Origin of the sequence: Bradyrhizobium symbiodeficiens (genome assembly GCF_002266465.3) — a bacterium.
In the GTDB taxonomy this organism is placed as follows: Bacteria; Pseudomonadota; Alphaproteobacteria; order Rhizobiales; family Xanthobacteraceae; genus Bradyrhizobium; species Bradyrhizobium symbiodeficiens.
In genome coordinates, this window is the sequence record NZ_CP029427.2 from 1036610 (window position 1) to 1053090 (window position 16481).

Annotated in this window: 14 protein-coding genes; 9 read left to right on the forward strand and 5 right to left on the reverse strand. The window is 63.7% G+C overall.

The window, feature by feature from the left end; translation table 11 throughout:
• Positions 1-124: 124 nt before the first annotated feature.
• Positions 125-1786 (forward strand): thiamine pyrophosphate-binding protein, encoded by a 1662-nt coding sequence (locus CIT39_RS04840; RefSeq protein WP_094973164.1) that lies wholly within the window; start codon positions 125-127, stop codon positions 1784-1786.
• Between the two features lie 3 nt (positions 1787-1789).
• On the opposite strand, the gene CIT39_RS04845 is transcribed toward CIT39_RS04840, so the two are convergent.
• Positions 1790-3169: an LLM class flavin-dependent oxidoreductase gene (locus CIT39_RS04845; protein ID WP_094973163.1), complete on the reverse strand. Its 1380-nt coding sequence runs from the start codon at positions 3167-3169 to the stop codon at positions 1790-1792.
• A gap of 253 nt (positions 3170-3422) precedes the next feature.
• Between CIT39_RS04845 and CIT39_RS04850 the strand changes: the two genes are divergently transcribed.
• The 6 genes from CIT39_RS04850 to CIT39_RS04875 all read left to right on the forward strand — a co-directional run bounded on the left by CIT39_RS04850 (position 3423) and on the right by CIT39_RS04875 (position 9158).
• Positions 3423-4808, forward strand: a complete 1386-nt coding sequence (locus CIT39_RS04850) for a M20 family metallopeptidase (protein ID WP_094973162.1) — start codon at positions 3423-3425, stop codon at positions 4806-4808.
• A gap of 101 nt (positions 4809-4909) precedes the next feature.
• Positions 4910-5821: an amino acid ABC transporter substrate-binding protein gene (locus tag CIT39_RS04855; RefSeq protein ID WP_094973161.1), complete on the forward strand. Its 912-nt coding sequence runs from the start codon at positions 4910-4912 to the stop codon at positions 5819-5821.
• Between the two features lie 119 nt (positions 5822-5940).
• Positions 5941-6672, forward strand: coding sequence for an amino acid ABC transporter permease (locus CIT39_RS04860; RefSeq protein WP_094973160.1), 732 nt, complete (start codon positions 5941-5943; stop codon positions 6670-6672).
• A 2-nt stretch (positions 6673-6674) separates the two neighbouring features.
• Positions 6675-7367, forward strand: coding sequence for an amino acid ABC transporter permease (locus tag CIT39_RS04865; RefSeq protein ID WP_094973159.1), 693 nt, complete (start codon positions 6675-6677; stop codon positions 7365-7367).
• Positions 7368-7379: 12 nt separating this feature from the next.
• On the forward strand, positions 7380-8111 hold the full coding sequence (locus CIT39_RS04870) for an amino acid ABC transporter ATP-binding protein (RefSeq protein WP_094973158.1): 732 nt from the start codon (positions 7380-7382) through the stop codon (positions 8109-8111).
• Positions 8112-8297: 186 nt separating this feature from the next.
• The gene (locus CIT39_RS04875) at positions 8298-9158 is read left to right on the forward strand and encodes a D-amino-acid transaminase (RefSeq protein WP_094973157.1); all 861 of its coding nucleotides are present in this window, start codon (positions 8298-8300) and stop codon (positions 9156-9158) included.
• Positions 9159-9289: 131 nt separating this feature from the next.
• On the opposite strand, the gene CIT39_RS04880 is transcribed toward CIT39_RS04875, so the two are convergent.
• The 3 genes from CIT39_RS04880 to CIT39_RS04890 are packed head-to-tail and all read right to left on the reverse strand — an operon-like array spanning position 9290 to position 12547.
• Positions 9290-9751: a carboxymuconolactone decarboxylase family protein gene (locus tag CIT39_RS04880; protein WP_094973156.1), complete on the reverse strand. Its 462-nt coding sequence runs from the start codon at positions 9749-9751 to the stop codon at positions 9290-9292.
• Positions 9752-9780: 29 nt separating this feature from the next.
• Positions 9781-11391: an MDR family MFS transporter gene (locus CIT39_RS04885; protein WP_094973155.1), complete on the reverse strand. Its 1611-nt coding sequence runs from the start codon at positions 11389-11391 to the stop codon at positions 9781-9783.
• Positions 11392-11395: 4 nt separating this feature from the next.
• Positions 11396-12547 carry an HlyD family secretion protein gene (locus CIT39_RS04890; RefSeq protein WP_094973154.1) on the reverse strand — a complete coding sequence of 384 codons (1152 nt, stop codon included), beginning with the start codon at positions 12545-12547 and terminating at the stop codon, positions 11396-11398.
• A 134-nt stretch (positions 12548-12681) separates the two neighbouring features.
• On the opposite strand from CIT39_RS04890, the gene CIT39_RS04895 reads away from it, so the two are divergent.
• Positions 12682-13593 carry a LysR family transcriptional regulator gene (locus CIT39_RS04895; protein WP_094973153.1) on the forward strand — a complete coding sequence of 304 codons (912 nt, stop codon included), beginning with the start codon at positions 12682-12684 and terminating at the stop codon, positions 13591-13593.
• Positions 13594-13967: 374 nt separating this feature from the next.
• The gene (locus CIT39_RS04900; RefSeq protein ID WP_162308347.1) at positions 13968-14993 is read left to right on the forward strand and encodes a DUF3616 domain-containing protein; all 1026 of its coding nucleotides are present in this window, start codon (positions 13968-13970) and stop codon (positions 14991-14993) included.
• On the opposite strand, the gene iaaH is transcribed toward CIT39_RS04900, so the two are convergent.
• Entirely contained in the window at positions 14990-16411 is a 1422-nt protein-coding gene (gene iaaH / locus CIT39_RS04905; RefSeq protein ID WP_094973151.1) for an indoleacetamide hydrolase, read from the reverse strand. The two genes, CIT39_RS04900 and iaaH, sit on opposite strands and share 4 nt — an antisense overlap.
• Positions 16412-16481 lie beyond the last annotated feature (70 nt).

The following is a 16481-nucleotide window of genomic DNA, read 5'->3' on the forward strand; positions in this document are numbered from 1 at the left end:
GTCGCTTCCGGGACACGAGACCGTCGCACGCAACGCAGCCATGACCACGCTTCCTTGCGCGCCTGCCAGAACTTCGGCCATCATGCCTTCCGTCCTTGCGGCAACGACCGCTCCTGGAGGAAACATGAAGAACAAGATCACCGGCCGCTCCGCCTTTCTCGCGCTGCTCAAGGACGAGGGCATCACGCATCTGTTCGGCAACCCCGGCACCACCGAGCTGCCGATCATGCATGCGCTGAAGGACCATCCCGATCTCACCTATGTGATGGCGATGCAGGAGAGTCTGGTGGTCGCGATCGCCGACGGCTACAGCCGCGCCTCCGGCAAGCTCGTCGCCTGTAACGTCCATGTCGCCCCCGGCCTCGGCAACGCCATGGGCTCGCTCTACAACGCCCAGTTCACGGGCACGCCGATGATTCTCACCGCCGGCCAGCAGGAGCAGGGCCACGGCCTGATGGAGCCGGTGCTCTACGGTCCGCTGGTGCGCATGGCCGAGCCGCTGGTGAAATGGGCGGTGGAGGTGACGCGTCTGGAAGACCTGCCGCGCATCGTGCGCCGTGCCGCCAAGATCGCAACCACGCCGCCGACCGGTCCGGTGTTCATTTCGCTTCCGGGCGACATCCTGAATAGCGAAGCCGGCATCGATCTCGGCCGCTCCACCCGCATCGACGCGCGGACAAGGCCATCGGACGAGGTGCTGAGGGCGTTTGCCGCGCGCCTGCTGAAGGCGGAGCGCCCCGTCATCGTCACCATAGACGAGGTGGTGAAGAGCGATGCGCTGAAGGAAGCGGCTGAACTCGCCGAGCTGCTTGGAGCTGCCGCCTACCAGTCCTCGACGCCCTATGGCTCGCACTTCCTCTCGGAGAGTCCGAGCTTCGTCGGCACGCTTGCACGCGTGCAGAAGGTGGCGCGCGACACGCTGGCGCCCTACGACCTCCTGATTGCGCTCGGCGGCGATCCCTTGCGGATGTCTGTTTACAGCGAGGTCGATGCGCTGCCTGACGGACTCGGCATCGTGCAGATCGGTCTCGTCGATTGGGAGATCGCCAAGAACTACAGCGCCGAGATCGCGCTGAAGGCGGACCTGAAGGAAACGCTGCGCGCGCTGATCCCGGTGCTGAAAGAGATGGGTGGTGCCGCGCTCGCGAGCCGGGCGAGGCAGCGCCTCGCCGAGCTCGCGCCGAAGAACTGGACCGCACGTCGCACCGCGCTCATCGAGCAGATCGGCAAGAGCGCGAGCCGCACCCCGATCGATCCGGACTATCTGGTGCTGCAGATGGTCGAGGCCATGCCCGACAACGCGATCCTCGTCGACGAGGGCCTCACCTCCAGCCGCCAGGTGACGGCGCTGCGACCGCATCGCGATCGCTACGGCTATCACGGCCTTGCCTCAGGCGGCATCGGCTGGGGCCTGCCGGCCTCGGTCGGCGCCAGCATCGCCAATCCGGATCGCCCCGTGGTGTGCTTCTCGGGCGACGGCAGCGCGATGTATTCGATCCAGTCGCTGTGGACCGCGGCGCATCACAAGCTGCCGCTCAACGTCGTCATCGCCAACAATGGCGGCTACCGCATCATCAAGCAGCGCCTGCTCGCCTTCCATGGCGACGACAATTATGTCGGCATGGATTTTATCGATCCGCCCGTGGATTTCGCCGGCGTTGCCAGGGCGCTCGGCTGCGAGGCGATCAAGGTGAGCGATCCCCGCGAGCTGAAGGCGACGCTGGCGTCGGCGTTTGGCCGGCCGGGGACGAAGCTGATCGAGGTGATGGTGGACGGGAAAGTGTAGGCTCTACCCCGTCTTCCCCACCCGATATCCCGCCGCGGGATGTGGCGCGTCGAGCCGTGCGCGGCCATCGCCGAACAGCTTCTCCCGCAGCGTGCCCTTGGCGTATTCCGGCTTGTACCGTCCGCGCTTGGTCAGCTCCGGCACCAGCATGTCGGCGATATCCTCGAAATCGCCGGGCGAGACCGCAAACGCGACATTGAGGCCGTCGACATCGGTCTTCTCGAACCAGTCCTCGATCTTGTCGGCGACGCTCTCCGGCGTGCCGACCACGACGGGGCCGGCGCCGCCGATGCCGACATGCTCGATGACGTCGCGCACGGTCCAGACGCGGTCGGGGTCGCCCCGGGTGACGTTATCGAGGGCGCTGCGGCCGGCATCGTTCTGGACGTGGCGGACCTCCTGGTCGAGCTCGTAGCCGGAGAAGTCGATGCCGGTCCATCCCGACATCAGCGCGAGCGCGCCTTCCGGATTGATATGCGAGCGGTAGTCGGCATATTTCGCCGCAGCCTCTGCTTCCGTGTTGCCGAGGATGATCGTCATCATGTTGAACATCAGGATTCCCGCGGGATCGCGGCCGAGTGCGGCGGCCTCCTGGCGGATCGCTGAGACGCGCGGCGCGATGATCTTTGCCGACGGTCCCGACATGAACACGCATTCGGCATGCTTGGCCGCGAACTGCCGACCGCGCGGCGAGGTGCCGGCCTGGTACAGCACCGGCGTTCGTTGCGGCGACGGCTCGCTGAGATGGATGGTGTTGTTGATGCGGTAGTTCGCGCTCTCGTGATTGATGCGGTGAACCTTGCTGGGATCGGTGAAGATGCCGCGCTTGCGGTCGCGCAGCACGGCGTCGTCCTCCCAGCTCCCTTCCCAGAGCTTGTAGACGACCTCCATGTATTCGTCCGCGATGTCGTAGCGGACGTCGTGGCCGGTCTGCTTGTCCTTGCCGGCACCTCGCGCGGCGCTGTCGAGATAGCCGGTGACGACGTTCCAGCCGATCCGGCCTTCGGTGAGATGGTCCAGCGTCGACATCCGCCGCGCGAACGGATAGGGCGGTTCGAAGGAGAGATTGCTGGTCACGCCGAAGCCGAGGTTTTTCGTCACTGCGGCCATTGCCGAGAGCAGCAGCAGCGGCTCGTTCGACGGCGTCTGAGCGGCGTTGCGCAAGGCCGCGTCGGGGCTGTTGCCATAGACGTCGTAGACCCCGAGCACGTCGGCCAGGAACAAACCGTCGAAACGCCCGCGCTCCAGCGTTTTGGCGAGATCGATCCAATAGGGCAGGCGGTTATACTCGGCGGTACGGTCGCGTGGATGGGTCCACAGACCCGGCGACTGGTGCGCGACGCAATTCATCGCAAAGGCGTTGAGCCTGATCTGCTTGGCCATGATCGTTCCCCGGCGCTCTATACCGAGCGCTCTTCGAATGGTAGATGTGCGCCCGAACTTGGCGAAGTTCTTGCATATAAGCTGCGCTTGGCAAGGCCAAAATCAGCGGGCTCCCGCCTTTGGCAAGCCAATCTCAAGAGAGCAAGAACGAAATCACAAGAGAAGTACAAGAACTATCCAACTCCCCGCCACTTTCGACGGCCAGTGTAGCCCGCTAGGTTCGCTCGCCTCGAGACCTTGAAAACGAAAAGCAATGACCAGAGCCGACGCCATCGCCCGCGCCCGGGACGACTTCAAATCCGGCGCGTTCCTCGCTGAACTCGACCGCCGCGTCGCTTATCAGACCGAAAGCCAGAATCCGTCGCGTGGCCCCGAGCTGCGCGCCTATCTGGAACAGGAGATGCAGCCGGCGTTTGCCGCGCTCGATTTCACCAGCCGCATCGTCGAGTCCCCCAGCGGCAAGTCACCGTTCCTGTTCGCCGAGCATCTCGAAAGCGGCTCAGCACCGACCGTGCTGATCTACGGCCATGGCGATGTCGTCGACGGTATGGAAGGCGAGTGGCGCGACGGCCGCGATCCCTGGCGCACGACGGTTGCGGGCAACCGGCTGTATGGCCGCGGCACCGCCGACAACAAGGGCCAGCACAGCATCAACATGGCGGCACTCCGCGCGGTGCGCGACGCCCGTGGCGGCAAGCTCGGCTTCAACGCCAAGTTCATCGTCGAAATGGGCGAGGAGATCGGCTCGCCCGATCTCGGCAAGGTCTGCGACCTCAATCGCGACGCGCTCAAGGCCGATCTGTTCATGGCCTCCGACGGGCCCCGTTTGTCCGCCGACCGCCCGACGCTGTTCCTGGGATGCCGCGGCGGCATCCGCATTCATCTCGATGTGAACCTGCGCGATGGCGGCCATCATTCCGGCAATTGGGGCGGCGTGCTGGCCAACCCCGCGACCATCCTGGTCAACGCCATCTCGACGCTGGTCGACGGCCACGGTCGTCTTCTGCTCGATGCGCTGAAGCCGCCGCGCCTCACCAACCAGATCCGCTCCTATCTCGCCGACGTGCAGGTGGTCCCGACCGAGGACGAGCCGGCGCTGGCGGAGAACTGGGGCGAGGAGGGTCTGTCGGCGGCCGAACGGCTCTATGCCTGGAATACGCTGGAAGTGCTGGCGATGTCGTCGGGCAATATCGAGAAGCCGGCCAACGCCATTCCGGGCCATGCCAATGCCGTGCTGCAACTGCGTTTCGTGGTCGGCACCGAGGTCGGCGGCCTGATCGAGGCGATCCGCGCGCATCTTGTCCAGAAGGGCTTTCCGATGGTCGAGGTGCGGGCGGCGCAGAGCTTTGCCGCCTCGCGCACCGATTTCGACAGCCCCTGGATCAAATGGGCGGCGGATTCGGTGAAAGAGACCACCGGCAAGCTGCCGGCGGTGCTGCCGAACTTCGGCGGCTCGCTGCCCAACGACGTGTTCTCCGAGATCCTGGGTCTGCCGACGATCTGGGTCCCGCATTCCTATCCCGGCTGCTCCCAGCATGCGCCCAATGAGCACATCCTGCTGCCTCTGACGGAAGAAGCCTTGACGGTGATGGCCGGGCTGTTCTGGGATCTCGGGGAATTACCCAAGCCGCTGACCTGAGCCCATTAACCTGAGCCACAAGCCAGCCGAAAGTCACATTCTAATCTGGCCCAATCTGTGCTTGCATCCGGGCCGCATCATCCTGAAAGGGGACCAAAAAAGTGAAACATTTTCGTAGCATCGGGCTTGCGCTCGCCGCGACCTTCGCCGTCAGCCAGGCCGGGGCCCAGGAGCTGACAGGCACGCTGAAGAACATCAAGGACACCGGCGCCATCACGCTGGGCTTCCGCGACTCCTCGATCCCGTTCTCCTATCTCGACGACAACCAGAAGCCCGTCGGATTCGCGATGGACATCTGCTACAAGATCGTCGACGCCGTGAAGAAGGAGCTCAAGCTCGACAAGCTCGAGGTCAAGCTCAACCCGGTGACGTCGGCGACCCGTATCCCGCTGATGGCCAACGGCACCATCGACCTCGAATGCGGCTCGACCACCAACAATGCCGAGCGCCAGAAGCAGGTTGCCTTCACCAACACCCACTTCCTGACCGCCAGCCGCTACGTCTTCAAGAAGTCGAGCGGCCTGAAGTCGATCGACGACCTCAAGGGCAAGACGGTGGTCTCCACCGCCGGCACGACGAACATCAAGCAGCTCACCGAGGCCAACGTCGAGAAAAAGCTCGGCGCCAACATCATCCCGGCGAAGGACCATGCTGAAGCCTTCCTGATGGTCGAGACCGACCGTGCGGTCGCCTTCGTGATGGACGACATCCTGCTCGCGAGCCTCGTGGCCGGCTCGAAGTCGCCGGCCGACTACGTCATCTCCAAGGACGCGTTCTCCAAGCCCGAGCCCTACGGCATCATGCTGCGCAAGGACGACGCGCCGTTCAAGAAGGTGGTCGATGCCGCGACTGCCGCGCTCTACACCTCGGGCGAGGGCCAGAAGATCTACGACAAGTGGTTCACCCAGAAGATCCCGCCGAAGGGCCTCAACCTCAATAGCCCGATTTCGCCCGAGCTGAAGAACGAGTTCGCGAAGCCCACGGATTCGCCGAACCCGGACGACTACAAGTAAGATACAACCTCGATCTTTCGATCGGGATCATGTCCGGCCACTCTTGACATAGGGGTGGCCGGACATTTGCATAGGCGCCGGGACAATCTCTATCAGTGGCGCGTTCGCGCGGGGGACACGTGAACTATAACTGGAACTGGGGAATCTTTTTCCAGCCGAACCCGATGGGGACGGGCACCTATCTCGACATGCTGCTGTCGGGACTGGTGCTGACCCTTAAGACGGCCGCGCTCGCCTGGATCATCGCGCTGATCTTCGGCTCGCTCGTCGGCGTCATGCGCACGCTTCCCTCCCGGGGCGCGGACTGGTTCGGCTTCTGCTGGGTCGAATTCTTCCGCAACATGCCGCTGCTCGTGCAGCTGTTCCTGTGGTTCTTCGTGCTGCCGGAGTTGCTGCCCAAGGCTGCCGGTACCTGGCTGAAGCAACTCCCGAACGCGCCGTTCTGGACGGCCGCGATCGGCATCGGCTTCTTCATGTCGGCGCGCGTGGCCGTTCAGCTGCAGGCCGGTATCGGCTCGCTGCCGCGAGGGCAGAAGATGGCGGCCACTGCGCTGGGCCTCACCACCGTGCAGGCCTATCGCTACGTGCTGCTGCCGATGGCGTTCCGCATCATCCTGCCGCCGCTCACCTCCGAATTCCTCAACACCATCAAGAATACGGCCGTCGCGATCACGATCGGCCTGCTCGAGCTGACCGGGCAGGCGCGCTCGATGCAGGAATTCTCGTTCCAGGTGTTCGAGGCCTTCACTGCCGCGACGATCCTGTACCTCCTCGTCAATGCCGTGGTCGTGACGGCGATGCGCTTCCTCGAACGCTGGGTCGCGATCCCCGGCTACATCACGGGGAAATAGCGATGTTCTCCAACCTCGATTTCGACGTCATCCGGCGTGCGCTGCCTTATCTGTTCTACGAGGGCATGACGTTCACGCTTACGCTGACGGCGCTTGCAGCCCTCGGCGGCCTGGTCTTCGGCACGGCGCTCGCGCTGATGCGCTTGTCCGGCTACAAGATCCTCGGGCGCATTGCCGGCGTCTATGTCGACTTCATGCGCTCGCTGCCGCTGGTGCTGGTCATCTTCTGGTTCTACTTCCTGGTGCCCTATATCGGGCAATGGCTGACCGGCGCCTCGCGCCCGATCAGCGTCGGCGCCTTCGCATCCTGCCTCATCACCTTCATCATGTTCGAGGCAGCATACTTCTCCGAGATCATGCGCGCCGGCATCCAGTCGATCTCGCGCGGCCAGCCGGCCGCGGCCAACGCGCTCGGGCTGACCTACGCCCAGACCATGCGCTACGTCGTGTTGCCGCAAGCCTTCCGCAACATGCTGCCGGTGCTGATCACGCAGACCATCGTGCTGTTCCAGGACACTTCGCTGGTCTACGTCCTGTCGATCACGGACTTCCTGGGCGCGGCAAGCAAGGTCGCGCAGCGCGACGGGCGTCTCGTCGAAATGTACCTGTTCGCAGCGGTCGTCTACTTCACCATCTCCTGTATCGCGTCCTTCGGCGTCCGTCGCCTTCAGGCGCGCATCGCCATCATTCGATAGAGCGTGTCCGTCATGATCGAAATCAGCCACGTCAACAAATGGTACAGCCCGAGCTTCCAGGTGCTGACCGATTGCACAACCAGCGTCACCAAGGGTGAAGTCGTGGTGGTCTGCGGCCCCTCGGGCTCGGGCAAGTCGACCCTGATCAAATGCGTCAATGCGCTGGAGCCGTTCCAGAGCGGCGACATCAGCGTCGACGGCACCAAGGTCAACGACCCCAGGACCAATCTGCCTAAGCTGCGCTCGCGCGTCGGCATGGTGTTCCAGCATTTCGAGCTGTTTCCGCATCTCAAGATCATCGACAATCTCTGCCTCGCGCAGCAGAAGGTCCTCGACCGGTCGCGCGACAAGGCGATGGCGAAAGGCATGCAACTGCTGGAGCGTGTTGGCCTCAAGGAACAGGCCCAAAAGTATCCCGCGAACCTGTCCGGCGGCCAGCAGCAGCGCGTTGCGATTGCCCGTGCGCTCGCCATGGATCCGATCGTCATGTTGTTCGACGAGCCGACCTCGGCGCTCGACCCGGAAATGGTCAGCGAGGTGCTCGACGTCATGGTGGATCTCGCTCATGAAGGCATGACCATGATGGTGGTCACCCACGAGATGGGCTTTGCCCGCAAAGTGGCCAATCGCGTGATCTTCATGGACCGCGGCGAGATCGTCGAGGACGCGGCGAAGGAAGACTTCTTCGGCAAGCCGCGCAGCGACCGCGCACAGAAGTTCTTGTCGAAGATATTGTCGCATTAATTCCCGCCGTCATTCCGGGATGCGCCGAAGGCGCAGGCCCGAAATCCGTCGGGCGGCAACACCCGGAGTGGAATGGATTCCGGGCTCATTCGCTGCGCGAATGCCCCGGAATGACGAAACGAGGGTGCCCGACGCCCCTCAATCGGCGTATAACCGCGCCAAATCCCTTCCCCTAGGAGACCTGCCTTGGATCCGCTCGCCTACGTCAACGGCTTATTCGTCCCGCTCTCGGACGCCAAAATCTCGGTCCTCGATCGCGGTTTCCTGTTCGCCGACGGCATCTATGAGGTCTCGGCCGTGCTCGACGGCAAGCTGGTCGACAACGCCTCGCATCTGGCGCGTCTGGAGCGCTCGGTCGGCGAGATCAAGCTGAAGCTGCCGGAGACGCTCGAACGCATCACCGAGATTCAGAAGGAATTGATTGCGCGCAACAAGGTCGAGAACGGGCTGGTGTATCTCCAGGTGACCCGCGGCGCCGACAAGGGCCGCGACTTCCCATTCCCCAAGGCTGACGTTAAATCGAGCCTGGTGATGTTCACCTCGGAGAAGGATATCATCAACACTCCGGTCGCAAAGACCGGCATCAACGTGATCACCGTGCCCGATATCCGCTGGGAGCGGCGCGACATCAAGAGCGTTGCACTGCTCGCGCAGGTGCTGGCGAAGCAGGCCGCGGCCGAAGCCGGCGCCGGCGAGGCCTGGATGCTGCAGGATGGCTATGTCACCGAGGGCGGCTCGTCCACCGCGTTCATCCTGACCAAGGACGATGTCATCGTCACCCGCCAAAACTCCAACGCGATCCTGCCGGGCTGCACCCGCAAGGCCGTGATCGCGCTCGCCGAGGAACGTCAGCTCCGCGTCGAGGAGCGTTCCTTCACGGTCGCCGAAGCGCACGCCGCCAAGGAAGCATTCATCACGAGCGCATCCTCGTTCGTCCAGCCGGTGGTCGCTGTCGACGGCAAGAAGATCGGCGATGGCAAGCCCGGCCCGATGGCGATGCGGCTGCGCGAGATCTATGTGGAGTTCGCCAAGGCGACGGCGGTCTGAGGCGCGTACTCTGTTGTTGTAGGGTGGGCAAAAGGCGCCTCGCGCCGTGCCCACGTCTTCTCTGCTGGTAGCCACAGAAGGTGGGCACGCTTTCGCTTTGCCCACCCTACAAGACTGTGGTTGTGGTTGGCTCACGCCGCCGATGCCTTCACCTTCACTGGATGGACCGCGCGAAACGCGATCGCGATCCTGTTCCAGGCGTTGATGGCGCCGATCAGCATGGTCAGGTTCACCGTTTCTTCCTCGGAGAACTGCGCGCGGACCTGCTCGTAGACGTCATCAGGCGCATGCGTCTGCGAGATCAGCGTGACCGATTCCGTCCAGGCCAGCGCGGCGCGTTCGCGATCGGTGTAGAGCGGGGATTCGCGCCAGGCGTCGAGCAGGTAGATGCGCTGCTCGGTCTCGCCGCGCTTGCGGGCGTCCTCGGTGTGCATGTTGATGCAGAAGGCGCAGCCGTTGATTTGCGACGCGCGGATCTTGACGATTTCGATCAGCGATTTCTCCAGTCCCGTGGACTGGATCTGCGTCTCAAGCGCCATCAGCGCTTTCATCGTGTCGGGTGCGGCCTGGTAGAAATTCATGCGGGGCTTCATGGTCGTTCTCCTTGCTTGCTGGGGTGAGGTCAGTGAGCGCCACCGGCCGAGGTCTGGCCGGGCTTCTTCAGGAACAGGACCGCGGCGAGCGCGACGATCAGCGCCACGCCGAGCAGATAAAACGTGTCGCTGAAGGCCAAGATATAGGCCTGCTTCTGCACGGTATGGCCAAGCGCGACATAGGCGCGATGCGCCGCGTCGGCACGGTCGAGGATGCCGTGATTGACGAAATATTGCGTCAGCTGTTCCAGCCGTGTGCGGGTGGCCTGCTCGAACACCGAGACCGATTGCATCAGCACGTTGGAGTGATACTGCTCGCGCTTGGTCAGCACGGTCTGGAGCAGGGCGATGCCGACGGCGCCGCCGAGATTGCGCATCATGTTGAACAGGCCGGAGGCCGAGCCCGCGTTCTCCGCTTCGATGCCTGCTGTCGCGACCGCCGACAGCGGCGCCATCACCAGCGCCTGACCGACGGCGCGGACGACGTTGGGCCACAGCAGCTGGTCGGCGGCGTAGTCGCTGGTCATATGGATGTTCATGAAATTGGAAGCCGCGAACAGCACGAAACCGATGCCGATGATGATCCGCGCATCGAATTTTTGCATCAGGCGCGGCACCAGCGGAATCAGCAGGAGCTGCGGCAATCCGGTCCAGGCCAGCACCATGCCGATCTGCTCGGAATTGTAGCCCTGGATGCGCGACAGATATTGCGGCAGGATGAAGACCGAGCCGTACAGCGCGATGCCGAGCAGGAAATTGGCGAGCATGCCGAAGCCGAAATTGCGGCGGACCAGCAGGCGCAGGTTGAGCAGCGGCTTCTTCACCGTGAGCTCGATGATCAGGAACGCGGTCAGCGCGACGGCCGCGATCACGCTGAGCTTGACGATGAAGGGCGAACCGAGCCAGTCGTCCTTGTTGCCTTCCTCCAGCACGGTCTGAAGCGCGGAGAGGCCGATCGCCATGGTGACGATGCCGGCCCAGTCGCCCTCGCGCAGCAGCGCCAGCTTCATCGGCTTGGCGTCGAGCGCGTACCAGAGCATGCCGACCATCACCGCGCCGGGGATGAGGTTGACGTAGAAGATGTATTCCCAGCCGAAATTCTCGGTGAGATAGCCGCCGATGGTCGGGCCGATCGCGGGCGCGAACGTCGCCGACAGTGCGAACAGCGCGAGGCCGACCGGCTGTTTTGCGCGCGGCAGCAGCGTGATGATCAGCGTGAACGCCATCGGAATCAGCACGCCGCCGGTAAATCCCTGCACGGCGCGCAGTACGATCATCTGCGACAGATCCTGTGCAAGCGCGCAGGCCGCCGAGAGAACCAGGAACAGGACCGCGTTGGTCAGAAGATAAATCCGGATCGAGAACACCTGCGCCAGCCAGCCCGAGAGCGGGATCACCACGATTTCCGCGATCAGATAGGAGGTCGAGATCCAGCCGCCGTCATCGATTCCGGCGCCGATCGCGCCCTGGATGTCGGCGAGCGAAGCGTTGACGATCTGGATGTTCAGCACAGCCATGAAGGCGCCGAGCGTCGCACCGATCACCGCGACCCAGGTTTTTGCGGATACCGCCGGAGCGGCGGGCGCAGTGGGAGCTGGGACACGCGCGGCGGCGTTTACAGTGGGTTGGAGCGTGCTCATGGCTTCAGCCGCCGTTGGGGCGGGACGTGTTGTCCGCCAGCCGCTTCGCCGTCTCGCGCCCGGCCAGCACCGTCTGCTTGGTGTCGACCGTCGGCACCGCGGACATGCCGGGGCGCAGCAGGCCGGTGAGGCTGTGGTCGTCGAGCACGATCTTCACCGGGACCCGCTGCACGATCTTGGTGAAATTGCCGGTGGCATTGTCGGGCGGCAGCAGCGCGAATTCGAGCCCGCTCGCCGGCGACAGGCTGTCGACGTGGCCGTGCAGGGTTCGATTGTGAAAGCTGTCGACGTGCAACTCGACCGGCTGACCCGGGCGCATATGTGTGAGCTGGGTCTCCTTGAAGTTGGCGACGACATAGACCGCATCGAGCGGCACCACCGCCATCAATTGCGTGCCGGCCTGGACGTATTGGCCGACCCGCAAGCTCCGGGCGCCGACGGTGCCCTCGACCGGCGCGGTGATTTCGGTATAGGACAGGTTCAGCGCCGCCTGCTGCGCGACCGCGCGGGCCCGTTCGAGCTGGGCCGCGGCCTGGGCACGCTGGGTGGTGAGCACGTCGATCTTGCGCTGCGCGGCCAGCAGGCCAAATTTCGCGTGCTGCAATTGCGCGCTGCTTGCGCGCAGCGCTGCGTCGGTCTGCTGCGCGCGCTGGATGGTGCCGGAGCCGGTCTTCATGAGGTCGTCGTAGCGGGCGCGCTCTTCCTGGGCGAATTTCAGGTTGGCGTCGGCTGCGGTGACATCAGCCGTGCTCTGCTCGATGATCGGCTGTTGCAGTTCGATCTGGGCATCGATGTTGCGCACCGAGGCCTCGCCGGCGGCCACGTCGGCTTTGGCCTGGTCGAGCGCCGCCCTGAAGTCGCGATCGTCGATCTTTGCCAGCGCCTGGCCCGCTTTCACCTTTTCGTTGTCACTGACCAGCACCTTGGCGATGTAGCCGGAGACTTTTGGCGCGATGATCGTGGAGTCGGCCTTCACATAGGCGTCGTCGGTTGTCTCGAGGTAGCGACCCGTTTTCAAATAGTCGTAGCCATAGTCGGCGGCCATCGCGACGCCGATGGCCAGCGCCAGCCCGATTGCTGCACGCCCGATTGCCTGCCGGGACGGGCGCAGGCTGATTTTTCTTTTTGTTTCAGTGACATAAGTAGCGTTCGACATGGCATCCTCGGAAATCCCAGACGGCCCGCACTGAAGGTGCCTTGTTGGGTACCGGTAAGATGTGCTGTCGCGGTCCTTGTGATAATCTTGGAATAAGTTGAAGCATTATCCAGCAAGAGTGGATAATCAGAGCCATGGATCGCTTTACCAGCCTCACTGCCTTCGTCCACGTCGTCGAAAACGGCGGCTTTTCCGCCGCCGCGCGCCGGCTCAACATGTCGACGACCATGGTGAGCAATCACGTGCAGGCGCTGGAGGATCGGCTCGGTGTGCGCCTGCTCAACCGCACCACGCGGAAGGTGAGCCTCACCGAAATCGGCAAGGCCTATTACGACCGCTCGACCCAGGTCCTCGCCGATCTCGAACAGGCCGACGATATCGCCAGCGAATTGCAGTCGGTGCCCCGCGGCACGCTGCGCATCCACGTCGCCACGCATATGGTGCAGTTCGTCGCGCCTGTGGTGGCAAAGCTGCTGTCGACCTATTCGGAGCTCAAGGTCGATCTGCGCATGGGCGAGGCCGACGTCGATCTCATCGAGGAAGGCTACGATGTCGCCCTGCGCATGACCTCGCCGCCGGATTCGAGCCTGATCGTCCGCAGCCTCGCCACCTGGCGTCACGTCCTGTGCTGCTCGCACGATTATCTCGAGAAGTACGGCCGGGTGCAGAAGCTCGACGAGCTTGCCGCGCACAATTGTGGCCGGCACTTGAACTATCCGTTCGGCGATGAATGGCGTTTCCTCGATCGCAAAGGCGCACCGGCCTCCGTACGCATCTCGGGCAGTTTCGTCACCAATAGCGGGGAAGCGCTGCGCAAGGTCGCACTGGACGGGGCCGCAATCTGTCTGATGGCGGGATTTCTCATTCAGGACGACCTCGAAGCCGGCCGCCTCGTGCGCCTCTTGCCGGAACTTCGGACGATCGAGCTGTCCATGAACGCGGTCTATCCGCATCGTCATCATTTGTCGGCGAAGGTCAGGACCTTCATCGACCTGCTCGCGCAGCACAGCGCCGAGCAGCAAAAGCTGATCAATCCGTATTCATGAGACTTCTCGCCGACGGCGCCATGTCCGCCGGAAAGTGAGTTGACATCAGCTGGGTATCTGGAACAATGCAACCTAAGATATGCTGATTTATTTTGGACCGAGATGGTTCGGTCCGATCCTGTTTCTTCGATGTGACGTTTCGTTCGATGTGACGTCTCGTGCAAGCCGGCTTTTTCCGGCTCCGCTTCCCCAGCTCGGGCCTTGTTTTGACGCATCGGCAGGCGGCAAGCCGATCGACGATCGATTGTGCGAGAGCTTCGCCGGGATCGGCGGCATCATGTTGCGGTGAAGCCGGGCGGCTTGGACATGACTGAGCCGACAAACGCTGAAGGGAGGCTGCGATGACCCTCGCCAGAACGGGATGGCTTGCGACGTTGCTGCTCGGGCTCGTCGTGGCGGGCGTGCAGCCTTCCATTGCCGCGGCCGACGATGCGTGGCCGGTCAAGAAAAGGCTGATCGGCGAGGACGACGGCAAGTCCAAGGATGTCAGTGGCATTGCCTGCGCGACCGCAACAGGGTTTCCGCGATCGTGCCTCGTCATCGACGACAATCTCCAGGACGCCCAATTCGTCGAATTGACCGACGGCAAGCTCTTTGCCGGCAGCCCGGTCAAATTGATCGACAACAGTTTCAACGACAAAGCGCTCGAGCTCGATGGCGAGGGCGTCGCCTTCTCTAAAGGGGATTACGGGCATTATTACGTCATCGGCTCGCACGGCCATCCCCGGGACAAGGACCACGAGTTAGATCCGACGAAACATGCCGATAAGATTCGAGCGAAGATCGCCGCGAGCAGCCAGATCGTCCGGTTCCGCACCACAGGTGCAGATGGCAATGTGTCGGGCCTCGAGCGTACGTCGAAACTGAGAGATGTCATCGGCGCCGAGCCCGCCCTTCGCAACTTCATGGATGTTCGGCTGGAGAAGAACGGTCTGACCATCGAGGGAGTGGCGATCAAGGACGACCGGACATTGCTCGCGGGATTCCGCGGTCCCGTGCTGGACGGCAAGTGCGCCGTCGTCCTGGCGGTCGAGGTGGCGTCCCTGTTTGGCGACGGAAAGAGTTCGGACCATCGCTTGTACAGGCTGCCGCTCGGCGACGGACGCGGCGTGCGCGATCTCGCATCCTTCGGGGATCGCATTCTCGTTCTGGCAGGTCCAGGTGCGGACGGACCCGGGACTTACGCCGTTTATGCGTGGGACGGCGCATCGGAATCCGTCGAGTTGCTGAAGGACCTGCCATTCGATCCGAAGCGAAAGCCGGAGGGACTCCTGCCGCTGGACAAGACGTCCACCGGATGGCGTGTCCTCATCCTGTTCGATGGCGACAAGGAAGGTGCGCCCACCCCGATCGAAATATCGGCATCGGGGCCTCGACCTCCGCCCTGCTCCAGCGGCTAGCGCGTCGGCGCCGGCAATCGGCCGAATACGTCGTCGAGCGCGATGCCGATCGCGAGGAGGCGACGATCGTTGCCGGCGGGGCCGTCGAGTTCGAGTCCGATCGGCAATTTGCTGGTGGCGCCGAGCGCGATCGGGATCTGGATTCCGGGAATGCCGGCATTGCTACCGGGATCGGTGTTCTGGATGAACAGAGCGAAATTCTCGAGCGTGCTGGACTCCGGATTGGAGGGGATCGCAACGCGGGGAGTGGTCGGGAAGGTGATGGCGTCGAGCCGGTTGTCAGCAAAGATCTTGCTGTAGAGCGCCTGTAGCGCCGGACGCGCGGTCTTGACCGCCGCGTCGTAGATCGGCTTGGCATCGAGCAGCGTATCGTCCGGACCCGGCAGTTTGCGCGGGATCACCAGGCCATCATAGGTGCCCTTCACGTCGGGGCTGGCAATTTCCATCGCCAGCGCTTCGATGGTAAGGCCTGTGCCGGTGTGGGCGAGATATTCGACCATGTCGTCGTAGGCTTCATATAGCGCGACGGGAAAGCCGACCTGGCCGTTGAGCTCGGCGAGCTGCGGCATCTCGACCTCAACGACCGTGACGCCGGCTGTCTTCATCTGCGCGCTGGCGGCCTGAAAGGCGGTTTCGGTATCGGCATCGAGATTGGTCAACATCGTCCTCACGATGCCGATCCGCACCTGGCTCAGGCCGGCCGGCGTGATCGCATCGCCGCCCGAGATCACGCGATCGAGCAGCGCGACGTCCGCCATGGTCGCAGCCATCGGGCCCGCAGTGTCGCGGGTATGCGAGATGGGAGCGATGCCTTGCTGCGGATAGCGGCCGACTGTCGGGCGCAGCGAGGCGCATCCGTTCAGCGCGGCGGGCACGCGCACCGACCCACCGGTGTCGGTGCCGAGCCCGCCTGCGACGATCCGCGCGCCGATCGCAGCGCCGGTCCCGGACGAGGAGCCGCCGGCGATCAGGGTGCGGTCATAGGCGTTGCGCACGCCGAACTCGGCGCCGGTCCTGAACGCGGTGTTGTAGCCGGAGATGCCAAAGGCCAGCTCGTGCATGCTGGTCTTGCCGATGATGATCGCGCCCGCCGCGCGCAGCTTTGCCACGACCGGCGCATCGGCCTTTGGAACGTAATCCTTGAGGGCAGGCGTGCCGGCGCTGCAAGGCAGTCCCGCGACCTCGATGTTGTCCTTGATCACGATGGGCACGCCGCCGAGCGGCTTGTCCTTGTCGCCCGTCGCGTCGAATGCCGCGGCGGCCTTCAGGGCGCCGGCCTCGTCCAGGGTGATGAAGGCATTGAGATCGGCGTTGGCCTTGGCGCGGGCAAGAGCCTCCGCCGTGAGGGCTGCACTCGTGACAGTCCCGGCGCGGAGGCCGGCTGCGGCCTGGCCCAGGGTCAATTGGTCGAAATCCATGATGCGTCACTCTCCTGGCGGGCAGCCATCAGAGCGCCCTCCCGAGCATAGAGGCTGAAGCCTCGCCGGC

Excerpts from the sequence above, each read along its gene's own strand:
- CIT39_RS04840 (WP_094973164.1), top strand. The coding sequence starts at position 125 with ATGAAGAACAAGATCACCGGCCGCTCCGCCTTTCTCGCGCTGCTCAAG.
- CIT39_RS04845 (WP_094973163.1), bottom strand. The coding sequence starts at position 3,169 with ATGGCCAAGCAGATCAGGCTCAACGCCTTTGCGATGAATTGCGTCGCG.
- CIT39_RS04850 (WP_094973162.1), top strand. The coding sequence starts at position 3,423 with ATGACCAGAGCCGACGCCATCGCCCGCGCCCGGGACGACTTCAAATCC.
- CIT39_RS04865 (WP_094973159.1), top strand. The coding sequence starts at position 6,675 with ATGTTCTCCAACCTCGATTTCGACGTCATCCGGCGTGCGCTGCCTTAT.
- CIT39_RS04870 (WP_094973158.1), top strand. The coding sequence starts at position 7,380 with ATGATCGAAATCAGCCACGTCAACAAATGGTACAGCCCGAGCTTCCAG.
- CIT39_RS04880 (WP_094973156.1), bottom strand. The coding sequence starts at position 9,751 with ATGAAGCCCCGCATGAATTTCTACCAGGCCGCACCCGACACGATGAAA.
- CIT39_RS04885 (WP_094973155.1), bottom strand. The coding sequence starts at position 11,391 with ATGAGCACGCTCCAACCCACTGTAAACGCCGCCGCGCGTGTCCCAGCT.
- CIT39_RS04890 (WP_094973154.1), bottom strand. The coding sequence starts at position 12,547 with ATGTCGAACGCTACTTATGTCACTGAAACAAAAAGAAAAATCAGCCTG.
- CIT39_RS04895 (WP_094973153.1), top strand. The coding sequence starts at position 12,682 with ATGGATCGCTTTACCAGCCTCACTGCCTTCGTCCACGTCGTCGAAAAC.
- iaaH (WP_094973151.1), bottom strand. The coding sequence starts at position 16,411 with ATGGATTTCGACCAATTGACCCTGGGCCAGGCCGCAGCCGGCCTCCGC.